Annotated in this window: 22 protein-coding genes; 17 read left to right on the top strand and 5 right to left on the bottom strand. The window is 62.0% G+C overall.

Annotated features, from left to right (window positions below):
* Nucleotides 1–9: 9 nt before the first annotated feature.
* Nucleotides 10–1,851 (bottom strand): ATP-dependent zinc metalloprotease FtsH, encoded by a 1,842-nt coding sequence (ftsH, locus tag J2046_RS07230; protein WP_210050560.1) that lies wholly within the window; start codon nucleotides 1,849–1,851, stop codon nucleotides 10–12.
* Nucleotides 1,852–2,131: 280 nt separating this feature from the next.
* On the opposite strand from ftsH, the gene J2046_RS07225 reads away from it, so the two are divergent.
* Entirely contained in the window at nucleotides 2,132–3,190 is a 1,059-nt protein-coding gene (locus J2046_RS07225) for an AI-2E family transporter (protein ID WP_210050558.1), read from the top strand.
* Nucleotides 3,191–3,290: 100 nt separating this feature from the next.
* Nucleotides 3,291–3,755 (top strand): YbhB/YbcL family Raf kinase inhibitor-like protein, encoded by a 465-nt coding sequence (locus J2046_RS07220; protein WP_210050556.1) that lies wholly within the window; start codon nucleotides 3,291–3,293, stop codon nucleotides 3,753–3,755.
* A 92-nt stretch (nucleotides 3,756–3,847) separates the two neighbouring features.
* Here J2046_RS07220 and J2046_RS07215 read toward each other — a convergent pair whose 3' ends face one another.
* Nucleotides 3,848–5,257: a helix-turn-helix domain-containing protein gene (locus tag J2046_RS07215; RefSeq protein WP_210050554.1), complete on the bottom strand. Its 1,410-nt coding sequence runs from the start codon at nucleotides 5,255–5,257 to the stop codon at nucleotides 3,848–3,850.
* A 118-nt stretch (nucleotides 5,258–5,375) separates the two neighbouring features.
* Between J2046_RS07215 and J2046_RS07210 the strand changes: the two genes are divergently transcribed.
* Genes J2046_RS07210 through J2046_RS07195 form a run of 4 tightly spaced genes read left to right on the top strand, consistent with a single transcriptional unit; the run spans nucleotide 5,376 to nucleotide 9,745 of the window.
* Nucleotides 5,376–6,908 carry an acyl-CoA carboxylase subunit beta gene (locus tag J2046_RS07210; protein ID WP_210050552.1) on the top strand — a complete coding sequence of 511 codons (1,533 nt, stop codon included), beginning with the start codon at nucleotides 5,376–5,378 and terminating at the stop codon, nucleotides 6,906–6,908.
* Between the two features lie 17 nt (nucleotides 6,909–6,925).
* The gene (locus tag J2046_RS07205) at nucleotides 6,926–7,303 is read left to right on the top strand and encodes a hypothetical protein (RefSeq protein WP_210050550.1); all 378 of its coding nucleotides are present in this window, start codon (nucleotides 6,926–6,928) and stop codon (nucleotides 7,301–7,303) included.
* Nucleotides 7,304–7,307: 4 nt separating this feature from the next.
* Nucleotides 7,308–7,742 carry a hypothetical protein gene (locus tag J2046_RS07200; protein WP_233469602.1) on the top strand — a complete coding sequence of 145 codons (435 nt, stop codon included), beginning with the start codon at nucleotides 7,308–7,310 and terminating at the stop codon, nucleotides 7,740–7,742.
* Nucleotides 7,742–9,745: an acetyl-CoA carboxylase biotin carboxylase subunit gene (locus J2046_RS07195; protein ID WP_210050548.1), complete on the top strand. Its 2,004-nt coding sequence runs from the start codon at nucleotides 7,742–7,744 to the stop codon at nucleotides 9,743–9,745. Before J2046_RS07200 ends, J2046_RS07195 begins: the two co-directional genes overlap by 1 nt.
* Nucleotides 9,746–9,819: 74 nt before the next feature.
* Here the strand turns inward: J2046_RS07195 and J2046_RS07190 are convergent, their stop codons facing one another.
* Together J2046_RS07190 and J2046_RS07185 are read right to left on the bottom strand one after the other, a co-directional pair.
* Complete coding sequence (locus tag J2046_RS07190) at nucleotides 9,820–10,176, bottom strand: type II toxin-antitoxin system RelE/ParE family toxin (RefSeq protein ID WP_210050546.1); 357 nt, start codon at nucleotides 10,174–10,176, stop codon at nucleotides 9,820–9,822.
* Nucleotides 10,166–10,435 carry a ribbon-helix-helix domain-containing protein gene (locus tag J2046_RS07185; RefSeq protein ID WP_210050544.1) on the bottom strand — a complete coding sequence of 90 codons (270 nt, stop codon included), beginning with the start codon at nucleotides 10,433–10,435 and terminating at the stop codon, nucleotides 10,166–10,168. Before J2046_RS07185 ends, J2046_RS07190 begins: the two co-directional genes overlap by 11 nt.
* A gap of 659 nt (nucleotides 10,436–11,094) precedes the next feature.
* On the opposite strand from J2046_RS07185, the gene scpA reads away from it, so the two are divergent.
* A complete protein-coding gene (scpA, locus tag J2046_RS07180; protein ID WP_210050542.1) occupies nucleotides 11,095–13,230 on the top strand; it encodes a methylmalonyl-CoA mutase in 2,136 nt (711 codons plus the stop codon).
* 66 nt (nucleotides 13,231–13,296) lie between these two features.
* On the opposite strand, the gene J2046_RS07175 is transcribed toward scpA, so the two are convergent.
* Nucleotides 13,297–14,232, bottom strand: a complete 936-nt coding sequence (locus J2046_RS07175) for a sugar-binding transcriptional regulator (RefSeq protein ID WP_210050540.1) — start codon at nucleotides 14,230–14,232, stop codon at nucleotides 13,297–13,299.
* 151 nt (nucleotides 14,233–14,383) lie between these two features.
* Here J2046_RS07175 and J2046_RS07170 point away from each other — a divergent pair, with 151 nt between their 5' ends.
* The 10 genes from J2046_RS07170 to J2046_RS07125 all read left to right on the top strand — a co-directional run bounded on the left by J2046_RS07170 (nucleotide 14,384) and on the right by J2046_RS07125 (nucleotide 24,835).
* The gene (locus J2046_RS07170; RefSeq protein ID WP_152601143.1) at nucleotides 14,384–15,709 is read left to right on the top strand and encodes an extracellular solute-binding protein; all 1,326 of its coding nucleotides are present in this window, start codon (nucleotides 14,384–14,386) and stop codon (nucleotides 15,707–15,709) included.
* The gene (locus J2046_RS07165) at nucleotides 15,696–16,685 is read left to right on the top strand and encodes an ABC transporter permease subunit (protein WP_210050539.1); all 990 of its coding nucleotides are present in this window, start codon (nucleotides 15,696–15,698) and stop codon (nucleotides 16,683–16,685) included. Before J2046_RS07170 ends, J2046_RS07165 begins: the two co-directional genes overlap by 14 nt.
* 2 nt (nucleotides 16,686–16,687) lie before the next feature.
* Nucleotides 16,688–17,608: an ABC transporter permease subunit gene (locus tag J2046_RS07160; protein WP_210050537.1), complete on the top strand. Its 921-nt coding sequence runs from the start codon at nucleotides 16,688–16,690 to the stop codon at nucleotides 17,606–17,608.
* 13 nt (nucleotides 17,609–17,621) lie between these two features.
* A complete protein-coding gene (locus J2046_RS07155) occupies nucleotides 17,622–18,374 on the top strand; it encodes a glycerophosphodiester phosphodiesterase family protein (protein WP_210050535.1) in 753 nt (250 codons plus the stop codon).
* On the top strand, nucleotides 18,361–19,884 hold the full coding sequence (locus tag J2046_RS07150) for an alkaline phosphatase D family protein (protein ID WP_210050533.1): 1,524 nt from the start codon (nucleotides 18,361–18,363) through the stop codon (nucleotides 19,882–19,884). The genes J2046_RS07155 and J2046_RS07150 overlap by 14 nt, the downstream gene beginning before the upstream one ends.
* 23 nt (nucleotides 19,885–19,907) lie before the next feature.
* On the top strand, nucleotides 19,908–20,585 hold the full coding sequence (locus tag J2046_RS07145; RefSeq protein WP_210050532.1) for an HAD-IA family hydrolase: 678 nt from the start codon (nucleotides 19,908–19,910) through the stop codon (nucleotides 20,583–20,585).
* Between the two features lie 109 nt (nucleotides 20,586–20,694).
* Nucleotides 20,695–21,828, top strand: a complete 1,134-nt coding sequence (locus J2046_RS07140) for an ABC transporter ATP-binding protein (RefSeq protein WP_210050530.1) — start codon at nucleotides 20,695–20,697, stop codon at nucleotides 21,826–21,828.
* A gap of 39 nt (nucleotides 21,829–21,867) precedes the next feature.
* On the top strand, nucleotides 21,868–23,001 hold the full coding sequence (locus J2046_RS07135) for an ABC transporter substrate-binding protein (protein WP_210050529.1): 1,134 nt from the start codon (nucleotides 21,868–21,870) through the stop codon (nucleotides 22,999–23,001).
* A 176-nt stretch (nucleotides 23,002–23,177) separates the two neighbouring features.
* Entirely contained in the window at nucleotides 23,178–23,999 is an 822-nt protein-coding gene (locus tag J2046_RS07130) for an ABC transporter permease (RefSeq protein WP_210050528.1), read from the top strand.
* The gene (locus tag J2046_RS07125) at nucleotides 23,996–24,835 is read left to right on the top strand and encodes an ABC transporter permease (protein WP_210050527.1); all 840 of its coding nucleotides are present in this window, start codon (nucleotides 23,996–23,998) and stop codon (nucleotides 24,833–24,835) included. Before J2046_RS07130 ends, J2046_RS07125 begins: the two co-directional genes overlap by 4 nt.

Below are 24,835 nucleotides of genomic sequence, written 5' to 3'. Positions count from 1 at the left end.
CCCTCCGGATCAAACCTTTTCCACGGCGTTGGCCGGAGCCGCCTGCAGGAACGATGCAAGATCGTTCTCGTCCAGCGTCTCCCTGTCGAGCAGCAATCTTGCGGATTTCTCCAGTGCGCTTCTGCGCTCGGTCAGAATGGCAACCGCCCGGTCGAAGGTCTCGTCGACGATGCGACGCACTTCCTCGTCGACCGTCGTGGCGGTCTCGTCGGAATATTCATGCTCCTCCGGTCCGTAATAGGGCTGGTCGGTGGCGAGGAAGGAACGCCGGTCCCTTTCGAGCGCCACGTGTCCGAGCTTTTCGGTCATGCCGTAACGGGTGACCATGGCGCGGGCGATGTCGGTCACCTTGACGAGATCGTCCGCAGCACCTGTTGAAAGATGATGATAGATGATCCATTCCGCCGCCCGCCCGCCGAGCAGCACGGCCATCTTGTTTTCGAGCTCTTCGCGGGTCATCAGGAAACGGTCCTCGGTCGGGCGCTGGATCGTGTAGCCGAGCGCGCCGATGCCGCGCGGGATGATCGAGACTTTGTGGACGGGATCGACGCCCGGCAGCGCCATGGCGATGAGGGCATGCCCCATCTCGTGGTGGGCGACGATCTCGCGTTCCTTGGGGTTGAGCAGCCGGTTGCGTTTTTCCAGCCCCGCGACGATGCGTTCGATGGCGTTGTTGAAATCCTCCATGGCGACCGCGGCCGCCTTCCGGCGGGTGGCGAGCAGCGTCGCCTCGTTCACCAGGTTGGCAAGGTCGGCGCCGGTAAAGCCGGGCGTCAGCGCGGCGATCTCCTCGACATTGACTTCCGGCGCAAGCTTCGCCTTCTTCAGATGCACATTGAGGATCTGGATGCGTCCTACCTTGTCGGGACGGTCGACGAGCACCTGGCGGTCGAAGCGTCCGGCCCTGAGGAGGGCCGGGTCGAGGATTTCCGGCCGGTTGGTGGCCGCAAGCAGCACGAGCCCGGTCGAGGAATCAAAACCGTCGAGTTCCACCAGGAGCTGGTTGAGCGTCTGCTCCTTCTCGTCGTGTCCGCCCGCCAGCGGGCCGATGCCGCGGGCGCGTCCCAGCGCGTCGAGCTCATCGATGAAGATGATGGCCGGAGCCTTGGAGCGCGCCTGTTCGAAGAGGTCACGCACGCGGGCAGCCCCGACGCCGACGAACATTTCCACGAATTCGGAGCCGGAGATCGAGAAGAACGGTACTGCGGCCTCGCCCGCGACGGCCCTTGCCAAAAGTGTCTTGCCGGTCCCGGGCGGGCCGACGAGCAGAATGCCCTTCGGCATGCGTCCGCCGAGCCGGCCGTAGCCGACCGGGTCCTTGAGGAAGTCGACGATCTCCTTCAACTCGTCCTTGGCCTCGTCGACGCCGGCCACGTCCTTGAAGGTCACGCCCGTATCGGACTGGACATAGACCTTTGCCCGGCTCTTGCCGATCTGCATCAGGCCGCCGCCCAGGCCGCCCGCACCCATGCGCCGCAGCATGAACATCCATACGCCGACGAAGAGCGCGACGGGAATGACCCAGGAAAGGAGGTCGCGCAAGAAGGTGTTTTCCATCTGGCCGGTCACCACCACGCCGTATTGCTGGAACTGCTGGGCGAGGTCGGGCTGGACGCGCGTGGTGATGAAATAGGGGCGCTCGTTCTGCGGTTCCTTGTATCGCCCCTGGATATAGTTGTCGGAAACCGCCACTTCGGCGATCTTGCCATCCTTCAGGTCCGTCTCGAACTGGCTGTAGGGTATCTGCGCAACCTGTGTCGCGGTCGTGAAGAGGTACTGGAACAGCATCAGCCCGAAGAAGGCGGCGACCCAATACCAGACGTGGAACTGCGTCTTCTTGTTCATAAGCATCCTCGCTCCGGAATCCGATTTGATGACTGCCCACGGCTTCCGCCACCGCGGATTAATCTAGGGCCGATGAACGCCATTATCCACAGTAGCCGGAACTGCTGTAGCCTATGCCGGGTAACTCTGGTTCCGGAAAATCCCCTACCGGAAGGTGGTGCGCCGTCCTTTGATCTATGTCATGAATGGAGACGGGAGGCATTCGCGTTGGGCTTGCTCGGAAGACCAGACCGGCGAAAACTTGTGTGATAGGATTGCACGGCCCAGCCGCAGCGGAAGAGATCGCATGCCCGTCCAGCGTATCAGTTTCTATGTGCTCCTCGTCCTGGTGAGCATCGCCTTCATCGCCGTCGTCCTGCCTTTCTATTCCGCGATCTTCTGGGCCGTCGTTCTTGCGATCATCTTCTTTCCTGTGCACGTGAGGCTTGAAGCGGGGCTGCACGGGCATTCGAATGTTGCCGCGGCCATCTCTGTCCTTATCTGCCTCTGCCTCGTTATCATTCCGGGATTGATCGTCCTCAGCTCCCTCGTTCAGCAGGGCAACAACCTCTATCAGCGCATCGACAATGGAGAAATCGACGTTCGGCGGCTTCTCCAGCAGCTGCAGGGCGCGTTGCCTCTGTTCGTCCAAGATTGGCTTCACAGGCTGGAGTTGAATGGTTTCGGCGAGTTGTGGACTCGCGTCTCCGGCGCGCTGATGCAGGGGGGCAGCTTTTTTGCCGGCAGGGCTTTAAGTCTCGGGCAGAACACGCTTCAGTTTTTCGTCGCATTCGGTGTGATGCTGTATCTGCTGTTCTTCCTGTTTCGGGATGGACGTTCGCTGGCGCGTGTCGTCGGACGTGCGCTTCCGTTGAGCGACGCGCATACCCACCGGTTTAGTTCAAAATTCACTTCTGTGATCCGGGCGACGGTAAGGGGCAATGTCATCATCGCACTTATACAGGGATCGATCGGTGGCGTAACGTTCTGGGCGCTCGGGGTTGAGCCGGCCTTGCTCTGGGGTGTGTTGATGAGCCTTCTTTCGTTGCTTCCGGCGGTGGGCGCCGCGCTGGTCTGGGTGCCGACTGCAGCCTACCTCGCGCTCTCCGGATTCTGGATCAAGGCGGCCATACTGGTGGCGATCGGGGTCCTGGTCATCGGCCTTGTCGACAATCTGCTGAGGCCGCCGCTTGTGGGCAAGGAAACCCGGCTGCCGGACTATGTCGTATTGATTTCCACGATCGGCGGGATTTCGCTGATGGGAATAAATGGTTTTGTGATCGGCCCCCTGATCGCGGCGCTCTTCATGGCGGCTTGGGGCATCTTTGTGGAAGAACAGGACAGGTCCGACACCGAGAGCGGCTGACGCGGAAATAGGCTCCGCTTCATGGAACGATGGATGGGCTTCCTTGTTGAAGGATCGCCGGCCTGATCGACAGGCTGCGTGATGCATGGAGGAACAGGACATGGCTATGACGCTGACGAGTCCGGCCTTCGCCGAGGGCGAACGTGTGCCGGACAGATATACCCGGTTTGGCGAAAATCTGATGCCACCGCTGAAATGGAGCGGAGCGCCGGAGGGTGCCAGGAGTTTCGCACTGATCGTCGAGGATCCCGATGCGCCGCGCGGGACGTTTCGCCATTGCGGCATGTTCAACATCCCGAAGGATTGGAGCGAAGTGTCGCGGGGCGTCCGCATGAAGTCTGACGGCGGTGTGCGCTTTTCCCGCAACGACTTCGGCAATACCCGTTATGACGGGCCCCAGCCTCCGAAGGGGCATGGCATGCACCATTACCGGTTCCGCATTGCCGCTCTCGATGTGCCGGAGCTGGAAATGTCGGATATGGCGGACGCTGAATCCATGTGGGATGAGGCGCGCAAGCACATGCTGTCGGAAGCCTCGCTCACCGGCACTTTCGACGTGCATTGAACACCTCGCCTGAAAACGGGGGCCGGTCTTTCACTGACGGCATGCGCAGATCAACCAGCCAAGGCCCGGAATCCGATTGAAGGCAGCGGGCTTCAGCGCAGCTTGTAGGGCGTGGTTTCGCGCATGTTGTGGTCGACTGCGATCTTGCGGCGGAAGGGGGGCACTGCCCGGCTGGTGCAGCTCGGCCGCTCGCAGATGCGGCAGGATATGCCGATCGGATCGAAGCCGGCACGATCCGCAAGGTTCAGGTCGTCGGCATAGACGAAGGCTTCCGCATAGGAAATCTCACATCCGAGCGCCAGCGCGTAGACCGGCTGGTGCGACCGGAAGCCGCCGATGCCCTTGCTCACCTGCGTGGCGAGACAAAGGTAACGCACGCCGTCCGGAGTTTCGGCAAGCTGCCGGATGATGCGGCCGGGCATCTCGAAGGCCTGGTGGGCGTTCCAGAGCGGACAGGCCGCGCCGAAACGGGCGAACTGCAGCTTGGTGGCGCTGTGCCGCTTGGTAATGTTGCCGGCGCGGTCGATCTTGGCGAAGAAGATCGGCACGCCCTTGAGGCCGGGCCTCTGCAGGGTGGAAAGCCGGTGACAGACCTGCTCCGGCGAGGCACCGAAGCGGGCTGCCAGAAGCTCGATATCGTGCCGGAGCTCCCGTGCCGCCTTGAGGAACGTCTGGTAGGGCATCAGCAGCGCGCCGGCGAAATAGTTGTGGAGACCGATGCGGCAGATGTCCACCGCTTCCTCGGTCCGGAAGCCTGCGTTGCGGGCGATGGTATCGGCGATCGTTCCCGCATGGAGCTGGGCGATCTCCACCGCCACCTGGAAGAGGCGGGTCTGCGCCGGCGCATAGGGGTTCAGCGTCAGCACCCGGGAGGCCGGATCGTAGTGGCGGATGGCATGCGCTGCCATCGGTCCATGCACCACGCGCACGCCGAATGCCTTTTCCAGGTAGTCCGTCAGCAGCGGATGGCTGTCGGCGGCCGGCAGACTGAGGTCGAGCGCCAGTTTTTCCGCGGCGATATCGAGTTCGTGCAGGTAGTTGTCGACGAAGTGGAAGAAGTCCCGCACCTCGTCATAGGGTGTGGTTTCGGCCGCAGCCGTCCGCCCCAGCCTATCGTCCATGCCGGCGAGCTGCTCGCCGTTGCGGCGATAGGCCTGGTGGCAGGTGATCAGCGCGTGCGCCAGCCCCGGCGCGTTCTGGGTCACCAGCTTCAGTTCCTGCAGGCTCGGCTGGTAGGTTTCGAACAGCGGGTCGGACAGCGCCTCGGAAAGAGCGGAGAGAAGCCGGTCCGTCTCTCCGGTCGAGATCTCGGCAATGTCGAGCTGGAACTTGTCGGCGAGCGCCAGAAGCACGGCGGCCGAAACCGGCCGCTGGTTGTTCTCGATCTGGTTGAGATAGCTGGTCGATATGCCGATGCGTTCGGCGAACTGGCTCTGGGTCGCATTGCTCGCGGCCCGCAATTCCCTTACTTTCCTGCCGATAAAGAGTTTTCCGATCGCCATGTTCGCAAATTCGCATTTTCGAGTTTGCGATTTTATAATTCCACAAATGCACGCGTTCAACGGTTTTCTGGAATTGGCCGACGGAATAAGGGAAGAGCGAACGCATTCGGGAGTAGTCATGCGCGCAGTTCTGAACGAAGTGGAGAAGCGACGGGCGGAAGCACGGCTCGGCGGTGGCGAGAAACGCGTCGCCGCGCAGCATGCCAAGGGCAAGCTGACGGCCCGCGAGCGTATCGATGTCCTGCTCGACGAAGGCTCCTTCGAGGAGTTCGACATGTACGTCACTCACCGCGCGGTGGATTTCGGCATGGCGGAACAAAAGGTGGCGGGCGATGGCGTCGTCACCGGCTGGGGCACGATCAACGGCCGCCAAGTCTATGTCTTCTCCCAGGATTTCACCGTGCTCGGCGGCTCGCTCTCCGAAACCCATGCCCAGAAGATCTGCAAGATCATGGATATGGCGGTCCGTGTCGGTGCCCCGGTGATCGGCCTCAATGATTCCGGCGGCGCCCGCATCCAGGAAGGGGTCGCCTCGCTGGCAGGCTATGCGGAAGTCTTCCGGCGCAATGCCGAGGCATCGGGCGTCATCCCGCAGATTTCGGTCATCATGGGCCCCTGCGCCGGCGGCGCGGTCTATTCGCCGGCGATGACGGACTTCATCTTCATGGTGCGCGATTCGTCCTACATGTTCGTCACCGGCCCGGACGTGGTGAAGACGGTGACCAACGAGATCGTCACGGCCGAAGAACTCGGCGGCGCGGGCACCCATACGAAAAAATCCTCGGTCGCCGATGCCTCCTTTGAAAATGATATCGAGGCGCTGGAGGCTGTGCGCCAGCTCTTCGACTTCCTGCCGCTCAACAACCGCGAAAAGCCGCCGGTCCGGCCCTTCCACGACGATCCGGCCCGGGTGGAGATGCGGCTCGACAGCCTCATCCCCGACAGCCCGACCAAGCCCTACGACATGAAGGAGCTGATTTTCGCGATCGCCGACGAGGGCGATTTCTTCGAAATCCAGGAAGCCTTCGCGAAGAACATCGTCACCGGCTTCATCCGGCTTGAGGGACAGACGGTCGGCGTCGTCGCCAACCAGCCGATGGTGCTCGCCGGCTGCCTCGATATCGACTCGTCCCGTAAGGCGGCCCGTTTCGTCCGCTTCTGCGATGCCTTTTCGATCCCGATCCTGACGCTCGTCGACGTGCCGGGCTTCCTGCCCGGCGTCGCGCAGGAATATGGCGGGGTCATCAAGCACGGCGCCAAACTGCTCTTTGCCTATTCGGAAGCGACCGTGCCGATGGTGACGCTGATTACCCGCAAGGCCTATGGCGGCGCCTATGACGTGATGGCGTCGAAGCATATCGGGGCCGATATCAATTACGCTTGGCCGACCGCGGAGATCGCGGTGATGGGCGCCAAGGGTGCGACCGAAATCCTTTACCGTTCCGAGCTTTCCGACCCGGAAAAGATCGCCGCCCGCACGAAGGAATATGAGGAGCGGTTCGCCAACCCCTTTGTGGCGGCCGAGCGCGGCTTCATCGATGAGGTGATCATGCCGCATTCGTCCCGCCGCCGCATCGCCCGCGCCTTCGCCTCGCTCCGCAACAAGCAGGTGACGACGCACTGGAAGAAGCACGATACGATCCCGCTTTAGAGGACGGAGGAATAGCCATGGCCAATCTTCCCGACATGACGAAGCATCGGGGCTTTCCCTCCGGCATGCCGGGCACGGGAATCCAGTTCGTCATCCGCCGCGCGAACCCGAAGGGCGTGACGCCGATCAAGGCTCTTCCCCGCCGTGCCCGGCCGGGCTCCCATGAACATCGGGTCGACGCGGCCTTCCTGCATGCGCTCTGGCACCATTTCGGGCCTGAACCCTTCGAGCGCGGCAACCTCGATGCCGCGCGTCTCAGCCTCCTTTTCGGCCGCGAGGTTGTGCCGGCAGAGAAGGATTTCGACCCGGCCTCCTATGAGGCGTTATTGATGATCAACGAGAAGACCGCGCGCCAGAGCTTTCCGGAATCTTTCGAAGACGTGATGGAGGTCTAGGGCGATGCGGGAGAAAATCGTCGTCGCTCATCCCCTCAAGGCGGGCATGAGCAGGCTTTTCGATCCGGAGCGCTGGCTCCGGAAAAGACTGGAAAGGCAAAGGGCGCGCCATGCGTTTCGCGATGATCGTCGCAAGCCGGAACTGACGCCGGAGGAGGCGCGTCGGGATCATTGGCAGATGCTGCGCTTCATGGGCTTTCATGCGCTGGCCGGCGCGCTCATCGGCGCAGGCGTCGGCATTGCGCTTATCCTGTTCGACATTGGCGGCCTTGGCACGCTGGTCGCCCGTTCGGCCAATCCCGTTCTTCCCGTTCTCCTGGTGGTCGTTCCCTTCGCCTCGATCTTCGGCGGCGCGGCCGCCGGCTCCGCCATCCTCACCCTTCCCTATGACAAGAAATACCGCGACGACGAAGACGATCGCGATTCCGGAAGCAAATGATGTTCAAGAAAATCCTGATCGCCAATCGCGGTGAAATCGCCTGCCGGGTCATCAAGACGGCAAAGAAGATGGGCATTGCCACGGTGGCCGTCTATTCGGATGCCGACCGCGATGCGCTGCATGTGCGCATGGCCGATGAGGCGGTGCATATCGGGCCGGCGCCGTCGTCCCAGTCCTATATCGTCATCGACAGGATCATCGATGCGATCCGCAAGACGGGCGCGGATGCCGTCCACCCCGGTTACGGTTTCCTGTCGGAAAATGCGGTTTTCGCCGCAGCGCTCGAAAAGGAAGGCGTCGCCTTCATCGGCCCGCCGGTGAAAGCCATTGAGGCCATGGGCGACAAGATCACCTCCAAGAAGGTCGCGGCGGAAGCCGGCGTCAACACCGTGCCCGGCCATATGGGGCTGATTGAGGATGCCGGCGAGGCGGTAAGGATCGCCTCTGCGATCGGCTATCCGGTGATGATCAAGGCATCGGCCGGCGGCGGCGGCAAGGGCATGCGCATTGCCTGGAACGATCAGGAGGCGCGCGAGGGCTTTCAGGCTTCAAAGAACGAGGCGAAAAGCTCCTTCGGCGACGACCGCATCTTCATAGAGAAATTCGTCACCGAGCCGCGCCATATCGAGATCCAGGTGCTGGGCGACAGGCACGGCGGCACGCTTTACCTCGGCGAGCGCGAATGCTCCATCCAGCGCCGCAACCAGAAGGTCATCGAGGAGGCGCCGTCGCCCTTCCTCGATGCGGCCACCCGGCGTGCCATGGGCGAGCAGGCGGTGGCGCTGGCAAAGGCGGTCGGCTATTTCTCCGCCGGCACGGTGGAGTTCATCGTCGACGGCGTTCGCCAATTCTACTTCCTCGAAATGAACACCCGCCTGCAGGTGGAGCATCCGGTGACCGAACTCGTCACCGGTATCGACCTCGTGGAACAGATGATCCGCGTTGCCGCCGGCGAGAAATTGTCCTTCGGCCAGGACGACGTGAAGCTGAATGGCTGGGCGATCGAAAGCCGGCTCTATGCGGAAGACCCGTATCGCAACTTCCTGCCGTCGATCGGCCGGCTGACGCGCTATCGCCCGCCGGTGGAGGGCCGGCAGGACGACGGCACGGTGATCCGCAACGATACCGGTGTCTTCGAGGGCGGCGAGATCTGCATGTATTACGACCCGATGATCGCCAAGCTCTGCACGTGGGCTCCCGATCGCGGGAAGGCGATAGACGCGATGGGCGCTGCACTCGACGATTTCGAGGTGGAGGGCATCGGCCACAACCTGCCTTTCCTGTCGGCGGTCATGGGGCAGGAGCGGTTCCGCTCCGGCCGGCTGACGACCGCCTATATCGCCGAGGAATTCCCGGACGGTTTTGCGGGCGTCGAGCCGGATGCGCCGTCGGCCCGGCAGCTTGCGGCCATCGCGGCATTGATCAATCAGGTGCTTCAGGAAAGGGCGGTACAGATTTCCGGCACGATCGGCAATCACCGCCGCGTCGTCGGCCGGGAATGGGTGGTGGCGCTCGCAGGCCTTACGGAGGCCGTGACGCTCGAAACCGGCCCGGATGGCGCCTCCGTGATCTTTTCCGATGGCAAACGGCTTTCGGTGGCAAGCGGCTGGCTGCCGGGCCAGAGCCATGCGAACTTCCATGTCGGCAGCGAGTCGATGGGCGTGAAGGTCGATCTCGCCGGCTCCGCCATCCGCCTTCGCTGGCGCGGCATGGATGTGATCGCCCGTGTCCGCTCCTCGTGTGTCGCCGAGCTTGCCCGCCTGATGCCGAAAAAACTGCCGCCGGATACGTCGAAAATGTTGCTGTGCCCCATGCCTGGCGTCATCACGTCGGTTGCGGTCAAGGTGGGCGATGCGGTGGAGGCCGGGCAGACGCTGGCGACCGTGGAAGCCATGAAGATGGAAAACGCGCTGAAGGCGGAAAGACAGGGCGTGGTCAAGCGCGTCGCGGCGGTGGTCGGCCAGAGCCTGGCGGTCGATGAACTGATCATGGAGTTCGAGTGATCCGCCTCTTTGCTCTTTCCGACCAGCAGGAGAACGCTCGAAAGTTCCTTCGCGAACACAGCTCGTCCGGCGTTTCAGGAAGATCCGGTCCTGTTCAGCCGCGCCAGCATATGGCGCTGGTGGTCCTGACCGCCGAAGAAGACGGCGATGACACGCACGGTTCTGATCGTATCATCGACGTGGAAATAAAATATCGCCCGGTTTTTCGTGACGTGACGCAATCCAGGTCTGATATCGTTATGGAGAGTACCCTGGTGTGGGGCGAGCGCCAGGTCATTCATGTCGGACTTGATGACATCAATCCTGTGCACGGCACGTTCGAAGGCATCGAACACAGGATCGCCGAGTGTGATATAGGACTGAAGAAGAAAGTCGAAGACGAGAGCGAGATCCCGTCTGATCTCGGGCGAGCGGAGTATCTTATAGGCCAAGCGCAGCCTTCTTTTCCGCGATCATTGCTGCGATCTGTTTGTCGCTCTCTTCAATCGTCACGAATTCGTCGTCCATACGGTCGTCGATCAGCTTTTTCAATGCGGCAAGCTCGGCGTCTTTCAGTTCCGTTTCTTCACGCACCAGTTCGAGGCCGCGCTGGACGACAGCGCTCAGGCTTGAAAAGCGACCTTCCTCGACGAGTTTGCGGGCAAACAGGTCTTGCTGATCTGAAATGGAGACAGAGGCTTTCACGGACATGGATGCGCTCCCTTTACGGAAGCAAAATACTACTGGGTAGCATGCGCGTCAATTTTCTTGAAAAAATCGCATCCTCCAGTTTCCCCGCCCTCTTTACCCGTGCCTGCAATCATCCCGTCCCGCATCGGATACACCGGAAGGCGTTCCGGCGAGGCGGGGCCGGCGCGGGCGGTGAGGGTAGGACGCGAAACCTCATTGTCCGGGTCCGCGGAAAATGGTCTCCCTCCGGCGACACGGGGGAAGCGAAAAGGTTACGGACCGGCCGCCTGCTTCCGATGCCCGAACAGCGCGCCGGGCGTGGCAAGCATGTCCCGCCTTGCCGGGCGAAAGGTACATGCTCCACTCAACGAGCCAAAGCCAGCTTTCCGCGATCTTTGATCGCGGGCGGCTTTGGGGCGGCACACATGGTGGCCCGACGGATGGTTTCGCCGGATTTTTCAAAAGTCCGCCGAACACATCGGGAAACCGGCGGCAGAAAACCGTCCGGAAGGGCCAAGGCAGAGGGACCGGAGTCGCGGATAAAAACCGCCGAACGGGGCGCTGAGAGGTGTCACCTAAAACTAAAACTTAAGAGGCAGCTTTCAGCGCCCCGTTCGAACACTAGATAAACCACGGATCGAAAGATCGCGTGTCCAAAGGCGCATGTCGAGGAGCATTCGATGTCCAGGAAGACCGTAAAAGACTGGGAAACACTGGCCGAAAAGGAGCTGAAGGCGCCGCCGGAAACGCTCGTCTGGCACACCGCCGAGGGCATTGACGTCAAGCCGCTCTATACAGCCGAGGACCTTGAGGGCATCGGGCATCTGGACTCGCTTCCCGGCTTCAAGCCCTTCGTGCGCGGCCCCCGCGCCACCATGTATGCCGGCCGCCCCTGGACGATCCGGCAGTATGCCGGCTTTTCGACGGCCGAGGAATCCAACGCCTTCTATCGGCGCAATCTCGCGGCCGGCCAGAAGGGCCTTTCAGTCGCCTTCGACCTTGCCACCCATCGCGGCTACGACTCGGACCATCCGCGCGTCGAGGGCGATGTCGGCAAGGCGGGCGTGGCGATCGACAGTGTCGAGGATATGAAGATCCTCTTCGACGGCATTCCATTGAAGGAAATGTCCGTCTCCATGACCATGAACGGCGCTGTGATCCCGATCCTTGCAAGCTTCATCGTCGCCGGCGAGGAACAGGGCTGTTCGCGGGCCGAGCTTTCCGGAACCATCCAGAACGACATTTTGAAGGAGTTCATGGTCCGCAACACCTATATCTATCCGCCGGAACCCTCGATGCGGATCGTCGCCGACATCATCGAATATACGGCGAAGGAGATGCCGCGCTTCAATTCAATTTCCATATCCGGCTATCATATGCAGGAGGCCGGCGCGACGCTCGTCCAGGAGCTTGCCTTCACGCTGGCCGATGGCCGTGAATATGTGCGGGCCGCGCTCGCCAAGGGGCTCAATGTCGACGACTTCGCCGGCCGGCTTTCCTTCTTCTTCGCGATCGGCATGAACTTCTTCATGGAGGCGGCGAAGCTTCGCGCTGCGCGACTGCTCTGGTCGCGCATCATGGAGGAGTTCAAGCCGCAGAAGGCGTCATCCCTGATGCTGCGCACTCATTGCCAGACGTCGGGCGTTTCGCTGCAGGAACAGGACCCTTACAACAACGTCATCCGCACCGCCTACGAGGCGCTGTCGGCGGCGCTTGGCGGTACACAGTCGCTGCACACCAATGCGCTCGACGAGGCGATGGCGCTGCCGACGGATTTCTCCGCCCGCATCGCCCGCAATACGCAGCTTATCCTCCAGCATGAAACGGGCGTCACGAAAGTGGTCGATCCGCTGGCCGGCTCCTATTATGTCGAAAGCCTCACCAACGAGCTTGCGGAAAAGGCCTGGGCGCTGATCGGGGAAGTCGAGGCGATGGGTGGTATGACCAAGGCCGTGGCCGAAGGCCTGCCGAAACGGATGATCGAGGAGGCGGCGACCCTTCGCCAGGCCGCCGTCGACCGTGGCGAGGAGATCATCGTCGGGGTCAACAAATACCGGCTGGAGAACGAGGACGAGCTCGACATTCTGGCGATCGACAATACCGCCGTGCGCAAGGCGCAGGTAAGGCGACTGGAAGAGGTCCGCCGCCGGCGCGATCCCAAGAAGGTCGAAGAGACGCTTGGTGTGCTTTCCGAGGTCGCCCGTAGCGGCGAGGGCAATCTCCTCGAAGCGGCGGTCGAGGCGGCTCGCGCCCGCGCCACCGTTGGCGAAATTTCCGACGCCATGCGAAAGGCCTTCGGCGATCATTCCGCAGTGCCGGAAGTGGTGGGAGATATCTACGGCCCGGCCTATGACGGCGATCCCGAATACAAGACGCTCGTTGTCCGCCTCAGCGGCTACAGCAAGGCGTCCGGCAGGCCGAAGGTCATGGTCGCCAAGCTCGGCCAGGATGGACACGACCGCGGCGCCAAGGTGATCGCGTCCGCCTTCGGCGACATCGGCTTCGATGTGCTGGCCGGCCCGCTCTTCCAGACACCTGAGGAGGCGGCCGATCTCGCGGTGAAGGAAAAGGTGCAGGTGGTCGGCATGTCCTCGCTCGCCGCCGGTCACAGGACGCTGGCGCCGCAGCTTGTCGAGGCGCTGAAAAAGAAAGGGGCGGACAATGTGATCGTCGTGGTCGGCGGTGTCGTGCCCCGCCAGGACTATGATTTCCTTCTGGAACACGGTGTTTCAGCCGTCTTCGGCCCCGGCACCAATGTGCTGGACGCCGCCAACAAGGTCCTCGACCTGCTTGAGGGCAAGCGGAGGAACATCTGACGGCTCGAGCGGGATGCCGAAAAGTGTGGGCGGTTTTCGGTTAAGATCCCGCTCTAACTTTTTGATCTATCGCGCCAGCATGGCGCGGGCGCTGTCGGCATCGGTGATCAATACGTTGATCAGGCCGCTTTCCGCCACGGCGTGCAGGATCCTGTGTTTGTGCGCCCCGCCGGAGGCGACGATCCGGCAGTCGATCCCGCGGAAATCCGTGAGTTCCGGCGAGAGCACCTGGCGGTTCAGCGGATGGTCGATCTCCCGCCCGGAAGTGTCGAGATAACGGCCCATCAGGTCGCCCACCGCGCCGGCATCTCTCAGGATCGCCTCGTCCATGCCTTCCGGCAGGCCGTAGCGCACCTGCAGCGATTGCTGCGACACGTCGCCGACGCTAAGGTAGGCGACATCCACCTCGCAGATCTGCTTGAACGTCTTCTGGAAGACGCCCTGCGAGATGATCGCGTCGCGCGATTCCGCGCTGTCGGCATAGATCGGCGCTGCAAAATAACGGCATTGGGCGTTCAGCACCTGGGCAAAGCCGCGGACGATCTCGAACGTGTTGATCTCCGAGCCGTGGGTCAGCCCGCCCATCATCGAACGCACCCTGATCTGCGGCTCGTTGAGCGAAGGCATGTGGTGGATTGTCTCGCGCAATGTGGAGCCCCAGCCGATCCCGATCGAGGCGGGCTTCTGCGTCTGGATCAATCTGCCGAGAAAACCCGCGGCACCCCGCCCGAGCACGGAATGAAGCAACCCCGGATCGCTTGGGCTCGGCACCACCACGGCGTCCTTCAAACCAAAGCGTTTCCTGAGCTTGGCTTCCAGTTCGACGCTTTCCGAAAGCACGGCATCGAAGCTGATCCGCACCACACCTGTTTCCAGTGCTTCCGACAGAATTTCGTTGACCCGCCGCCGGGTGACGTTCATCCGCTCGGCGATCTGCTGCTGGGTTAACCCTTCCACGTGGTAGAGCCAGGCCGCTCGCACCATCAATTCGCGATTTTCCATCTTAAAGCCCCATTGTGCTCATATGTCACATGCGTGTAACATATGTAACGTAACCCGCTCGTGTCATGGCTAACCCAGAGCGGGAAAAATGGCCAGAACCTAACAGAGGCGGGCCACGCAAGGGGCCCAGGAAACCCAAGGAACCGAAAATATGGCTTCGACATATGTGAAATCGGTGGCCGGCCTGCTTGCCGCCGGCGCGCTGCTGATGGGCGCGACGGGCGCTGCGGCTGCGGAACGCGTCAAGATCGAATGGTGGTATGCGATCTCCGGCAAGCTCGGCGAGACCGTTCAGCAGCTCATCTCGGACTTTAACAAGTCGCAGGACAAGTACGAGGTCGTCGGCACCCACAAGGGCAATTACGAAGAGACGATGGCGGCCATGGTCGCCGCCTACCGCGTCAACCAGCAGCCGGCTATCCTTCAGTCGGCCGAACGCGGCTTCATGACCATGCTGAATTCCGGGGCCATCATTCCGGCCGACGAACTGATGGCCAAGCAGGGCTACAAGATCGACTGGAACGATTTCGTCAAGCCGGTTGCCGGCTTCTATATCGTCAACGGCAAGCCGGCGGCTCTGCCCTTCAACTCGTCGACCCCGATCCTCTGGTACAATGCCGATGCCTTCAAGGCAGCCGGCTTCGATGCACCGGCCGACACCTGGCAGGATCTCGAAAAGCAGCTCTATGCGCTGAAGGAAAAGAAAGTCACCGATTGCCCGATGGCGCTTCCGGGCGACTACCAGTGGAGCCTGATCGAGAACTATTCGGCGATCAATGATCAGCCCTTCGGCACCAAGGCCAACGGTTACGCCGGTCTCGATACCGAATTCGTCTACAACAAGACCTCCGTGGTCGGCCAGGTCGCGCGGCTGAAGAAGTGGATCGACGACGGCGTGCTGAAGATCGCCGGCCAGGGTGTTTCCCCGATCAGCCTCTACACCTCCGGCACCTGTGCCTCGATCATCAATTCTACGGCCAGCCATTCGGCCGTCGAGGCGGATGCCAAGTTCAAGTGGAGCGCAGCTGTCATGCCGCATGAGGAAGGCGTCCAGCCGAAGAACAGCACGATCGGCGGCGCTGCGCTCTGGGCGATCAAGGGCAAGCCGGAAGAGGTTCAGGCCGGTGTTGCAGCCTTCTTCAACTATGTCGCCCAGCCGAACGTTCAGGAATGGTGGAGCAAGTCGACCGGCTATGTTCCGGTGACCAATGCCGCCTACGCCAAGATGAAGCAGGAAGGCTATTTCAAGGATCATCCGACCCGCGAGATCGCCATCGAACAGCTTTCGCGCGGCGAGCCGAACGACAATTCGCGAGGTTTCCGCTTCGGCAACCATAACCAGGCGACGGCGATCCTGCTCGAGGAGATGCAGGCGGTCTGGACCGGCAAGAAGACGCCGCAGGAGGCTCTGGACTCTTCGGTCAAGCGCGGCAATGAAATCCTGCGCCAGTACGAGAAGCTCCATGCCGGCAAGTGATGCCTTGAGACTGGACGAGGGCGCGGCGACGCGCCCCCGTTTTCCGTTGCTGCCCTGGTTGGGTTCGCTTGTCGGGTCGTCCGAAACCGGGCTCAAGGCATCGCATTTCCGGCGGCCCTGGCTGGCGGCGGGCCTGGTTGCTCCGCAACTTCTGATCCTGCTCTTTTTCTTCTTCATTCCGACCTGGAAGGCGCTGTCGCTTGCCTTCGTGCAGGTCGATCCGTTCGGCGGGACGATGATCTTCGTCGGGCTGGATAATTTTACGACCCTGTTTTCGAGCCCGGAATATCGCGACAGCGCGGTGCTTACCCTCTGGTTCACCACCGTCCAGTGCGTCGCCACGCTTCTGGTCGCCGGCCTGCTCGCCTTCGCCACCGATCAGGTCATGCGCGGCAAGGCGATCTACAAGGGCGTCATCCTCTTACCCTACGCCATCGCGCCGGCAATTTCGGGCGTGCTCTGGGCCTTTCTCTTCAATCCGACGGTCGGCCCGCTGGCGCACATGCTGCATGACCTGGGCTTCGCCTGGGACCCGAACCGCCGTCCCTTCGATGCATTGCTGCTGGTCTCGGTCGCAGCGGTGTGGAAGCATATCTGCTACGACTACATATTCCTTGTCGCGGCCTTCCTCGCCGTACCCGCTTCCGTCATCGAAGCCGGCGCGATAGATGGCGCCCGGCCGGTAAGGCGCTTCCTGACGATCACGCTGCCGATGGCCGCGCCGACGATCTTCTTCCTGATCGTCATGAATTTCGTCTACGGCCTCTTCGAGACCTTCGGCATCATCGACACGATCACCCATGGCGGCCCGGCCGGCAGCACCAACACGCTGGTCTACAAGGTCTACCAGGATGGTTTCCGCCAGCTCGATCTCGGCTCGTCGGCCGCGCAATCCGTGGTGCTGATGGCGATCGCCATCCTTTTCACCGTCCTGCAGTTCCGCGCCGTCGAGCGCAAAGTCAATTACCAGGTGTGATCATGGTCGAACGTCACATTGGTCTCTCCATCTTCTGTCATGTGGTGCTGCTGCTCGGCGCCGCCGCGGTCGGCATGCCGCTCTATTTCGCCTTCGTCGCCGGTTCGCTGACGGTCGGTGAGGTGCAGCAGGTGCCGTTCCCGCTGCTGCCGGGTGACCATTTCGTCGAAAACACCATAGGTGCCTGGAATGAAGGTGATTTCGGCCAACTCTACATCAACTCCTTCATCGTCACGGTCGGCATCGTTGTCGGAAAGCTCACGGTCTCGATCATCGCCGCGTTTGCGGTCACCTACTTCCGCTTTCCCTTCCGCATGACTGCCTTCTGGCTGATCTTCATCTCGCTGATGCTGCCGGTCGAAGTGCGCATCATCCCGACCTACGAGGCCGTGGCGGATGCCGGCGGGCCGCTCCGCTCCTTCTTTGAAGCGATCGGCCTGACCGGTTTTCTTGCCAATACCACCGGTTACCAGCTGGATGCGGCGTTGCAGTGGAACATGGTCAACACCTATAGCGGTTTGATCCTGCCGCTGATCGCCTCGGCCTCGGCGACTTTCCTGTTCCGCCAGTTTTTCCTGACCGTGCCGGACGAGCTCTGCGAGGCGGCGAAGCTCGACGGTGCCGGGCCATTGAAATTCTTCCGGGACGTGCTTCTGCCGCTCTCCAGCGCCAACATCGCGGCGCTGTCGATCATCCTCTTCCTTTACGGCTGGAACCAGTATCTCTGGCCGCTGCTCTTCACCACCGAGAAGGAAATGTACACGGCGATGATCGGGCTGAAGGACCTGATCCCGGTGGCGGATGCGCAACCGGCCTGGAACATCGCAATGGCGGCTTCCTTCTTCGTCATGGCGCCGCCCGCCCTCGTCATTCTGCTGATGCAACGCTGGTTCACCAAGGGTCTGGTGGATTCAAGCAAGTAAGGAGATATTTCCGATGTCCACACCCATCATCGTCGGCCATCGCGGCGCCCGCAATCTGTGGGCCGAGAACAGCCTTACCGGCTTTCGTAACCTGCTGGGCCTCAAGGTCGAATCCGTCGAGTTCGACGTGCATCTGACCGCCGCGGGCGAGCTTCTCGTCATCCATGACGCGAGGCTTGATCGTACCACCGAGCGTTCCGGCCGCGTCGCCGACCTCGCCGTCGGCGAACACCGGTCGGTCATCCTCAAGGGCACCGACGAGCGCATCCCGACGCTTGCCGAAGTGCTGGAAATCTACGCCCCGACCGGTCTCGAACTGCATGTGGAGCTGAAGGCCGATGCCGATGGCAAGCCCTACGAAGGCCTCGAAACCGTCGCTGCTGCGGAGATCGACCGCTTCGGTCTTGCAGACCGTTCCTTCCTGACGAGCTTCAACAGCGACGTCCTGAAGAAGGTCGGCGAGGTAGCGCCACATATCCGCCGGCTCTCCTCGCTCAGCCACAAGTCCGTTGAGGCCCGAGGTCTGCGGCAATCGGTCGAAGCCATGCTGCAGGTCTCAGACGTGCTTGCCGTCGAAAAGGCTTTGCTTTCTGATGAATGGGATCTGCTCTCGGCGCTGATTCCAGCTGAAAGACTTGGTGCCTGGGTGCCGAACGACCCGGACGACCTCTCGTTCTGGCTGAGAAGGCCGATCCGCCAGATCACCACCGACCGGCCGGATCTGGCCGTCAAGGCACGCGAAGGACTACTTGATGCTGCGCATTGACCGGCGGAGCTTCCTGGCAAGCGGACTGGCAGCGGCGGCCGTCTGGCGGCCGCTCGGGTCCGCGCGTGCGGAAAGCTTCAAGTCCGATCCGTTCGTGCTCAGCGTCGCATCGGGTTCGCCGAGAACCAATAGCGTCGTGCTGTGGACCCGGCTGATCCTGGAGAATGCATCGACGGCCGTATCCGCTGATCCCTTCGCGCCGGCGCCGCAGTCGGTTGCCGATCCGATCGACGTGGAATGGATGGTGGCCGAGGACGAGGCGTTTTCCAAGCCTGTCCAGTCGGGCCTCTTCCGCGCCGCGCCGGAATTCGCCCATTCGGTGCATGTGGAGGTGAGGGGGCTGCAGCCCGGCCGCTGGTATTTCTATCGCTTCCGTTCGGGAAATGCGGAAAGCCCGGTCGGTCGTACCCGCACAGCGCCGGAAAGTACCGATGCCTTCCGTTTCGCCTTCGCTTCATGCCAGCAATACGAGCAAGGCTTCTACAGCGCCTATGGCGACATGGCGGAAAAAGACCTCGATCTTGTCGTGCATCTCGGCGATTACATCTACGAGCGGAGTTATGGCGCTGAACTGGTGCGCAAGCACGGAACCGGCGTGCCCTCCATGCTCTACGAATACCGCGACCGCTATGCGCTCTACAAATCGGACCCGCAATTGCAGGCGGCGCATGCGGCCTTCCCCTGGCTTGCGGTCTGGGACGATCATGAGGTCATCAACAACTATGCCAATGATCGCGCGCCGGACGCGCCGGCTTCGACGGCCTTTCTTGCCCGGCGCCGCGCTGCCTATCAGGCCTGGTTCGAGCACATGCCGGTACATCCAGGCCTTGCCAATGGCTTCGATGCGCTGCGCATCTACGATCACTATCACTTCGGTAACCTGCTCGGACTGACGCTGCTCGACACGCGACAATATCGCTCGCCGCAGCTCCAGGGGGCTGCCGTCGGAGATCGACCTGAACGAACCATGCTCGGCCCGGCGCAGGAAGAATGGCTCGGCAGGGCGCTTGCTGGTTCCCAGGCAAAATGGAACGTCATCGCCCAGCAGACCCTGCTGTCCGAGCGCGACACCAAGGCGGGTCCTGAGACGGCCTACAATCTCGACGGCTGGGATGGATATCGCGCAGCGCGCGGCCGTCTCCTCGATGCCGTGCAGTCGCCTGCTGTTCGCAATCCCCTGATCATCGGCGGCGACCTGCACGCCTTTTATGCGGCTGACGTGAAGCGCGACTTCGCGGACGAAAAGGCGGCGCCCATCGCCACCGAGTTCGTCGGCGGTTCGATCACGTCCGATGCGCCGTCCGAAAAGAGCCTTGCCACGGCGCTTGCCGAAAACCCGCACCTCAAGTTCGCCTCGGACAAGCATGGCTATGCCATCATGCGTCTGAATGACCGGTCGACCGAGGTGGATTTCGTCGGCATCGCAGACCGCAAGCAGCAGAACTCTCCGGCCACCGTTTTCCAGAGCTTCGCCGTCGCCGACGGTGCAGCAGGCGTCAACCGGCTCTGACACACCACTGAAATTGGACTCCCATGCAGATTGATCTTCTGATTTTCGATTGTGACGGCGTGCTGATCAACAGCGAGCCGATCGCCAGTCGCACGCTTGCCAAGGCCTTGCAGAATGCCGGCGCTTCCATCACCACGGAAGAGGTCCTGATCCGCTTCACCGGTAATTCGCCGGATGTCATCCGCCGCATCTGCGTCGATGAACTCGGTCTCGAAAACCTCGAGACGGTGTTCGAGGCCTGGCACCTCGACATCTATCCGGAATTCGCGCGTTCATTGGAGCCGATGGCGGGTATGGAAGAACTCGTCCGGTCGCTGCCGCATAAAAAATGCGTCGCTTCCAACAGCTCGACGGACCGGCTGTCGAAGAGCCTCGGCCTGCTCGATCTCTGGCACGCATTTGCGCCCTCGGTCTTCAGCTCCGACAGGGTGGCACGGCCGAAACCGGCGCCCGACCTTTTCCATTTCTGCGCCAAGGCCTTTGCCGTCGATCCGAAGAATTGCGTGGTGATCGACGACAGCAGCCACGGCATTACGGGGGCGAGGGCCGCGGGCATGGTGCCGATCGGCTTTGTCGATCCCGCCGACCCGCGGCCTGATCGCGCCCAGGTTCTCAGGGAGGCGGGAGCCGCTCTGGTGGCGACCGGAGCCGAGGAACTGGAAAAAGCGCTCGCCCGCCTCGAGGCACTGCAGGCCGTCTAGGTCTGTTCGGCCGGCTTGTAAACAAACAACGCCGCTGTCATTCGCCTGTAAAACTCGCGCCTTAAGAAATCGCCAGCAAGATTGCACGGCTGTGCAAGAGGGGGTTTCGATGGAGCGGGGCGGATTTCTGGAATTGCGTGGCGTCGCAAGTCGTTACGGTTCCACGCAGGTTCTGGCCGACATCGACCTGTCGATTTCGAAAGGCGAGTTCGTGGCGCTGCTCGGATCGTCCGGCTGCGGCAAGACCACGCTTCTGAGATTGCTAGCCGGCTTCATAAGCCCGTCGGCCGGTGAAGTGAGGGTGGGCCATCGCGACGTGACGCATCTCCCGCCGGACAAGCGCGGCATGGCGCTGGTCTTCCAGTCCTATGCGCTCTGGCCGCATATGACCGCTGCCCAGAACATCGGCTACGGACTGAAGCTGAAAGGCGTGTCGCGCACCGAGATCGCCACCCGCGTCGCTGCCATGCAGTCGCTGCTTGGCCTCGACGGGCTGGAGGCGCGCAAGCCTTCGGCGCTGTCGGGTGGCCAGCGTCAGCGCGTAGCGCTTGGCCGGGCGCTCGCCGTCGATCCGGAAATCCTGCTGCTCGACGAGCCGCTGTCGAACCTCGATGCCCGTATCCGCCTGACGGTCCGTCACGAACTCCGGGCGCTGCAGAAGCGGCTCGGCATCACGGCGATCCACGTCACCCATGACCGCGAGGAAGCCATGGTCATGGCTGACCGCATCGTCATCCTGAATGCCGGGAAGATCGCCCAGCAGGGTACTCCGGAAGAGGTCTACAACCGTCCGGCCTCGGCTTTCGTCGCCGCCTTCATGGGGGCCGAGAACGTGATCCACCTTGATGGAGTGCGCGATGGCGGCCAGTTCGTGATCGCCGAAGGAGCGGCTAACGCGAAGGCCAGCGTGCCGCTTCTCGATCGTCCGCTGACCTCCGGACCGGTCGAGGCCCGGTTTCGCCCGGAAACCGCTCGCCTCCTTACGGAAGGGGAGGTCGCGGCGGTCGGCTCCGGCATTACATTTCGGGGCGAGGTCGCCGCCGTCAGCTATCCCGGCGGCCATTGGCGCCATATGGTCCGGCTCGGGCAGACCGAGATCATGGCCGATGGGACCCAGGCATTCGAACCTGGCGCCCGCGTCGCCGTCCATGTCCCGGCGGAAGCGCTTTTCCTTTTCAATGCGTCGGCGAATGAGCCGGCCTCCACCGTTTCCCGGACAACGCCCGGGAAAGTTTACGCCTGACCTTTTGAAACTCGACTTTTCAACTCACGGAGAGAACCCATGAAGAGAATGTCCTATGCAGCTTTCGCCGTCGCCTTCGCAGCCCTTCCGCTCCATGCCGAAGAGCTGACGGTCGCGACCGCCGGCGACCAGAACATGGTAGATTACATCAACCAGTACCTTGGGCCCCTTTTCGAGAAGACCTATCCGGGCAATACGGTTCGCGCCGTCGGCACCGGCCCCGGCGATGCCGGTTCGCAGAAGATCCTCGAGCGCTTCGACGCCCAGTCCGCAGCTAAGGCGGAAAAGTGGGATGTCGACGTTGCCGTCGTGCATGAGAAGTTCGTCGGCCCGATGGTCGCCAAGGACTATCTCGCCAAGTATCGCGGCGATATCGACACCGGCAAGCTAGTCACCCGCGCCAATGCGAAGATGGCGCTCGGCGCCAATGTCGACGGCTATGTCATGCCGATGTTCAACAGCCAGACGGCGATCGCCTACAATCCCGATCTCGTGCCGAACCCGCCGAAATCCTACGCGGAACTGGCCGAATGGGCGAAGGCCCATCCCAAGCAGTTCGGCTATAACGGCATCAAGGGCGGCGCTTCGGGCGTCAGCTTCGTCATGGGCTGGATCTATGCCTTCGGCGGCGGCGATGCCGACACGCTGATGAACGGCCCGTTCAAGGAAGAGGAAACGAAGAAGTGGGATGCGGCCTTCAAGAGCCTCGCCGACTTCACCACCAATGCGACGCTCACCCCCGGCAATGCCGGCACGCTCGACCTGCTCTCGCGCGGCGAGATCGCCATGGGTCCGGTCTGGGTCGACATGTTCTACTCCTGGCAGGCGAACGGCCAGTTGCCGCCGACGCTGAAGCTCATCCTGCCGGCTCCGGGCATGCCGGGTCAGCCGATGCACTACGTCATGCCGGAAAAGACGGCCCACAAGGACTTGGCGGAAAAGTTCATCGCGCTTGCCACCAGCCCCAAGGTCCAGGCCGAAGGCATCGTCAAGCGCTTCAACTGGTATCCGGGTATCGACGCCGACAAGGTCAAGGCCGAGCTTGACGACGCCACCTGGAACAAGCTCTTCGTGGACATCACACCGGAAGATCTTGCCGCCAAGGGCAAGCCCTTCCCGATCGCCCCCTATAACAACGCGATCCTGGAAGCCTACGAAAAGTCGGTCAAGTAAGCTCGATACTCACATTCTCCCCTCAGGGGAGAAGGTGGCCCGAAGGGCCGGATGAGGGGGACGGTGCAGCATGTTCAGGTGATGCTTCGTACCAGCCGCCGCCTCATCTGTCCTGCCAGACATCTTCTCCCCGTCGGGGAGAAGAGACCACGCCGTAATCCCATCGAGCTCAAACCATGCCCAGACGTCTCCTCGGTCTCCTCCTCGTCTTGCCCGCGCTTGCGGTGATCGTCCTCCTGTTCATCCTGCCGCTCGTCATGTCGGCGGTCGGCGCCTTTGAGGTGGAGGGGGCATTCGGCTGGGGCAATTTCGCCAAGACCTTCGACCTCTACACGAAGGATATCGTCTTTTCCGTCGTCATCATCGCGCTGTCGACGGGGCTGATCGGCATCGCCTCGATTGCGATCGGCGGTTATCTGACGCTGGGCGAACATCCAGTCGCGGTGGCAATCCTGCGCTTTCTCTATCGCTGGCCGATGTTCATTCCATTTATCGTCGTCGGACAGATTCTCCGGACCTTCCTCGCCAAGAACGGCATGATGAACAACACCTTCATCAGTTTCGGCCTGCTGACGCCGATTGAGGCACAGAGCTTCCTCGACTGGCGCGGCATCGTCATCGCCTTCGTCTGGAAGCAGACGCCCTTCGTGGCGCTGCTCGTCGCCGGTGCCATGGCTTCAGTCAACCGCGATACGATCGAGGCGGCCCGCAATCTCGGCGCCTCGCGGCTGCGTGTCCTCATCGAGATCCTCGTGCCGCAGGTGGCGATGACGCTGACCGTCGGCCTCATCCTCTCCTTTGTCACCATGATGTCGGTGCTTTCCGTCCCCCTGATGATCAACGCCCAGTCGCCGACCATGCTGACCGCCGATATCGCCTTCCGGGTCAATTCCTATGGGGACTACGGGGTTGCCAATGCGCTCGGCCTCGTTTCGCTCGTGCTCGCCTCGTCCGTTGCGTGGATCTATCTGCGCGCCAGCCTAAAGGAGCGCGCATGACCGCCTCCATCGAAACCGTCCGCCGCAATCCTCTCGCAGCCCTCTGGTGGGTGCCGCGCGGCATCGTCTTCGGACTGATGGCTTTTTTCATCTTCGGCCCGCTTTTCAACATGCTGCTCTGGACGGTGGCGGAGAAGTGGTATTTCCCTTACAGCTTCCCGCTGGAATACGGCTTCGGTTCCTGGGCGAAAGTGTTCGCGCCGCGCGGCGGGGCGTTGGAATCGCTCACGAATTCGCTGATCGTCGCGCTGCTCACCGTCGTCGTATCGCTGCTGCTCGCAATTCCGGCGGGTTATGCGCTGGCGCGGCTGAAGCTGCCCCTGAGAGGGTTGATCCTGCTTGCCTTCCTGATCCCGCAGGCGTTTCCGAACCTGACGGTCTACGTCAATGTCGCGCGCATCTTCTATGAGATCGGCCTGAACGGCACGATACCGGGCGTGGTGCTGGTGCATGTCTCGCATGGCCTCGTCTATGCGGTCTGGATCGCAACCGCCGCCTTTTCTGCGATCGACGTGGAGCTCGAACAGGCGGCACGCAACATCGGCGCCGGTGCGATGCGCACCTTCCTGGACGTGACGTTGCCGCTTGCCGCACCGGGCCTGATGGCAAGCGCCATCTTCGTCTTCCTGGAATCGCTCGATGAATTCACCGGCAGCTATTTCGTCGGCGCACCGGATGTGAACATGTTGCCCTTGCTGCTTTATACCGCCGGCGCCGGCGGCAATTACCAGATCGCGTCGATCACTGCCCTCCTGTTGCTCGTTCCATCGCTGGTCTTCATGGCCGTCGTCGAGCGCTTCCTGAAGGCGGACGTCCTTTCGCGCGTGGGGCATTGA

The sequence above is a fragment of the Neorhizobium petrolearium genome (genome assembly GCF_017873175.1).
Classification (GTDB): domain Bacteria; phylum Pseudomonadota; class Alphaproteobacteria; order Rhizobiales; family Rhizobiaceae; genus Neorhizobium; species Neorhizobium petrolearium.
Note: the sequence above shows the minus strand (reverse complement) of the source record. Positions and strands in the feature narration are given on the sequence as shown.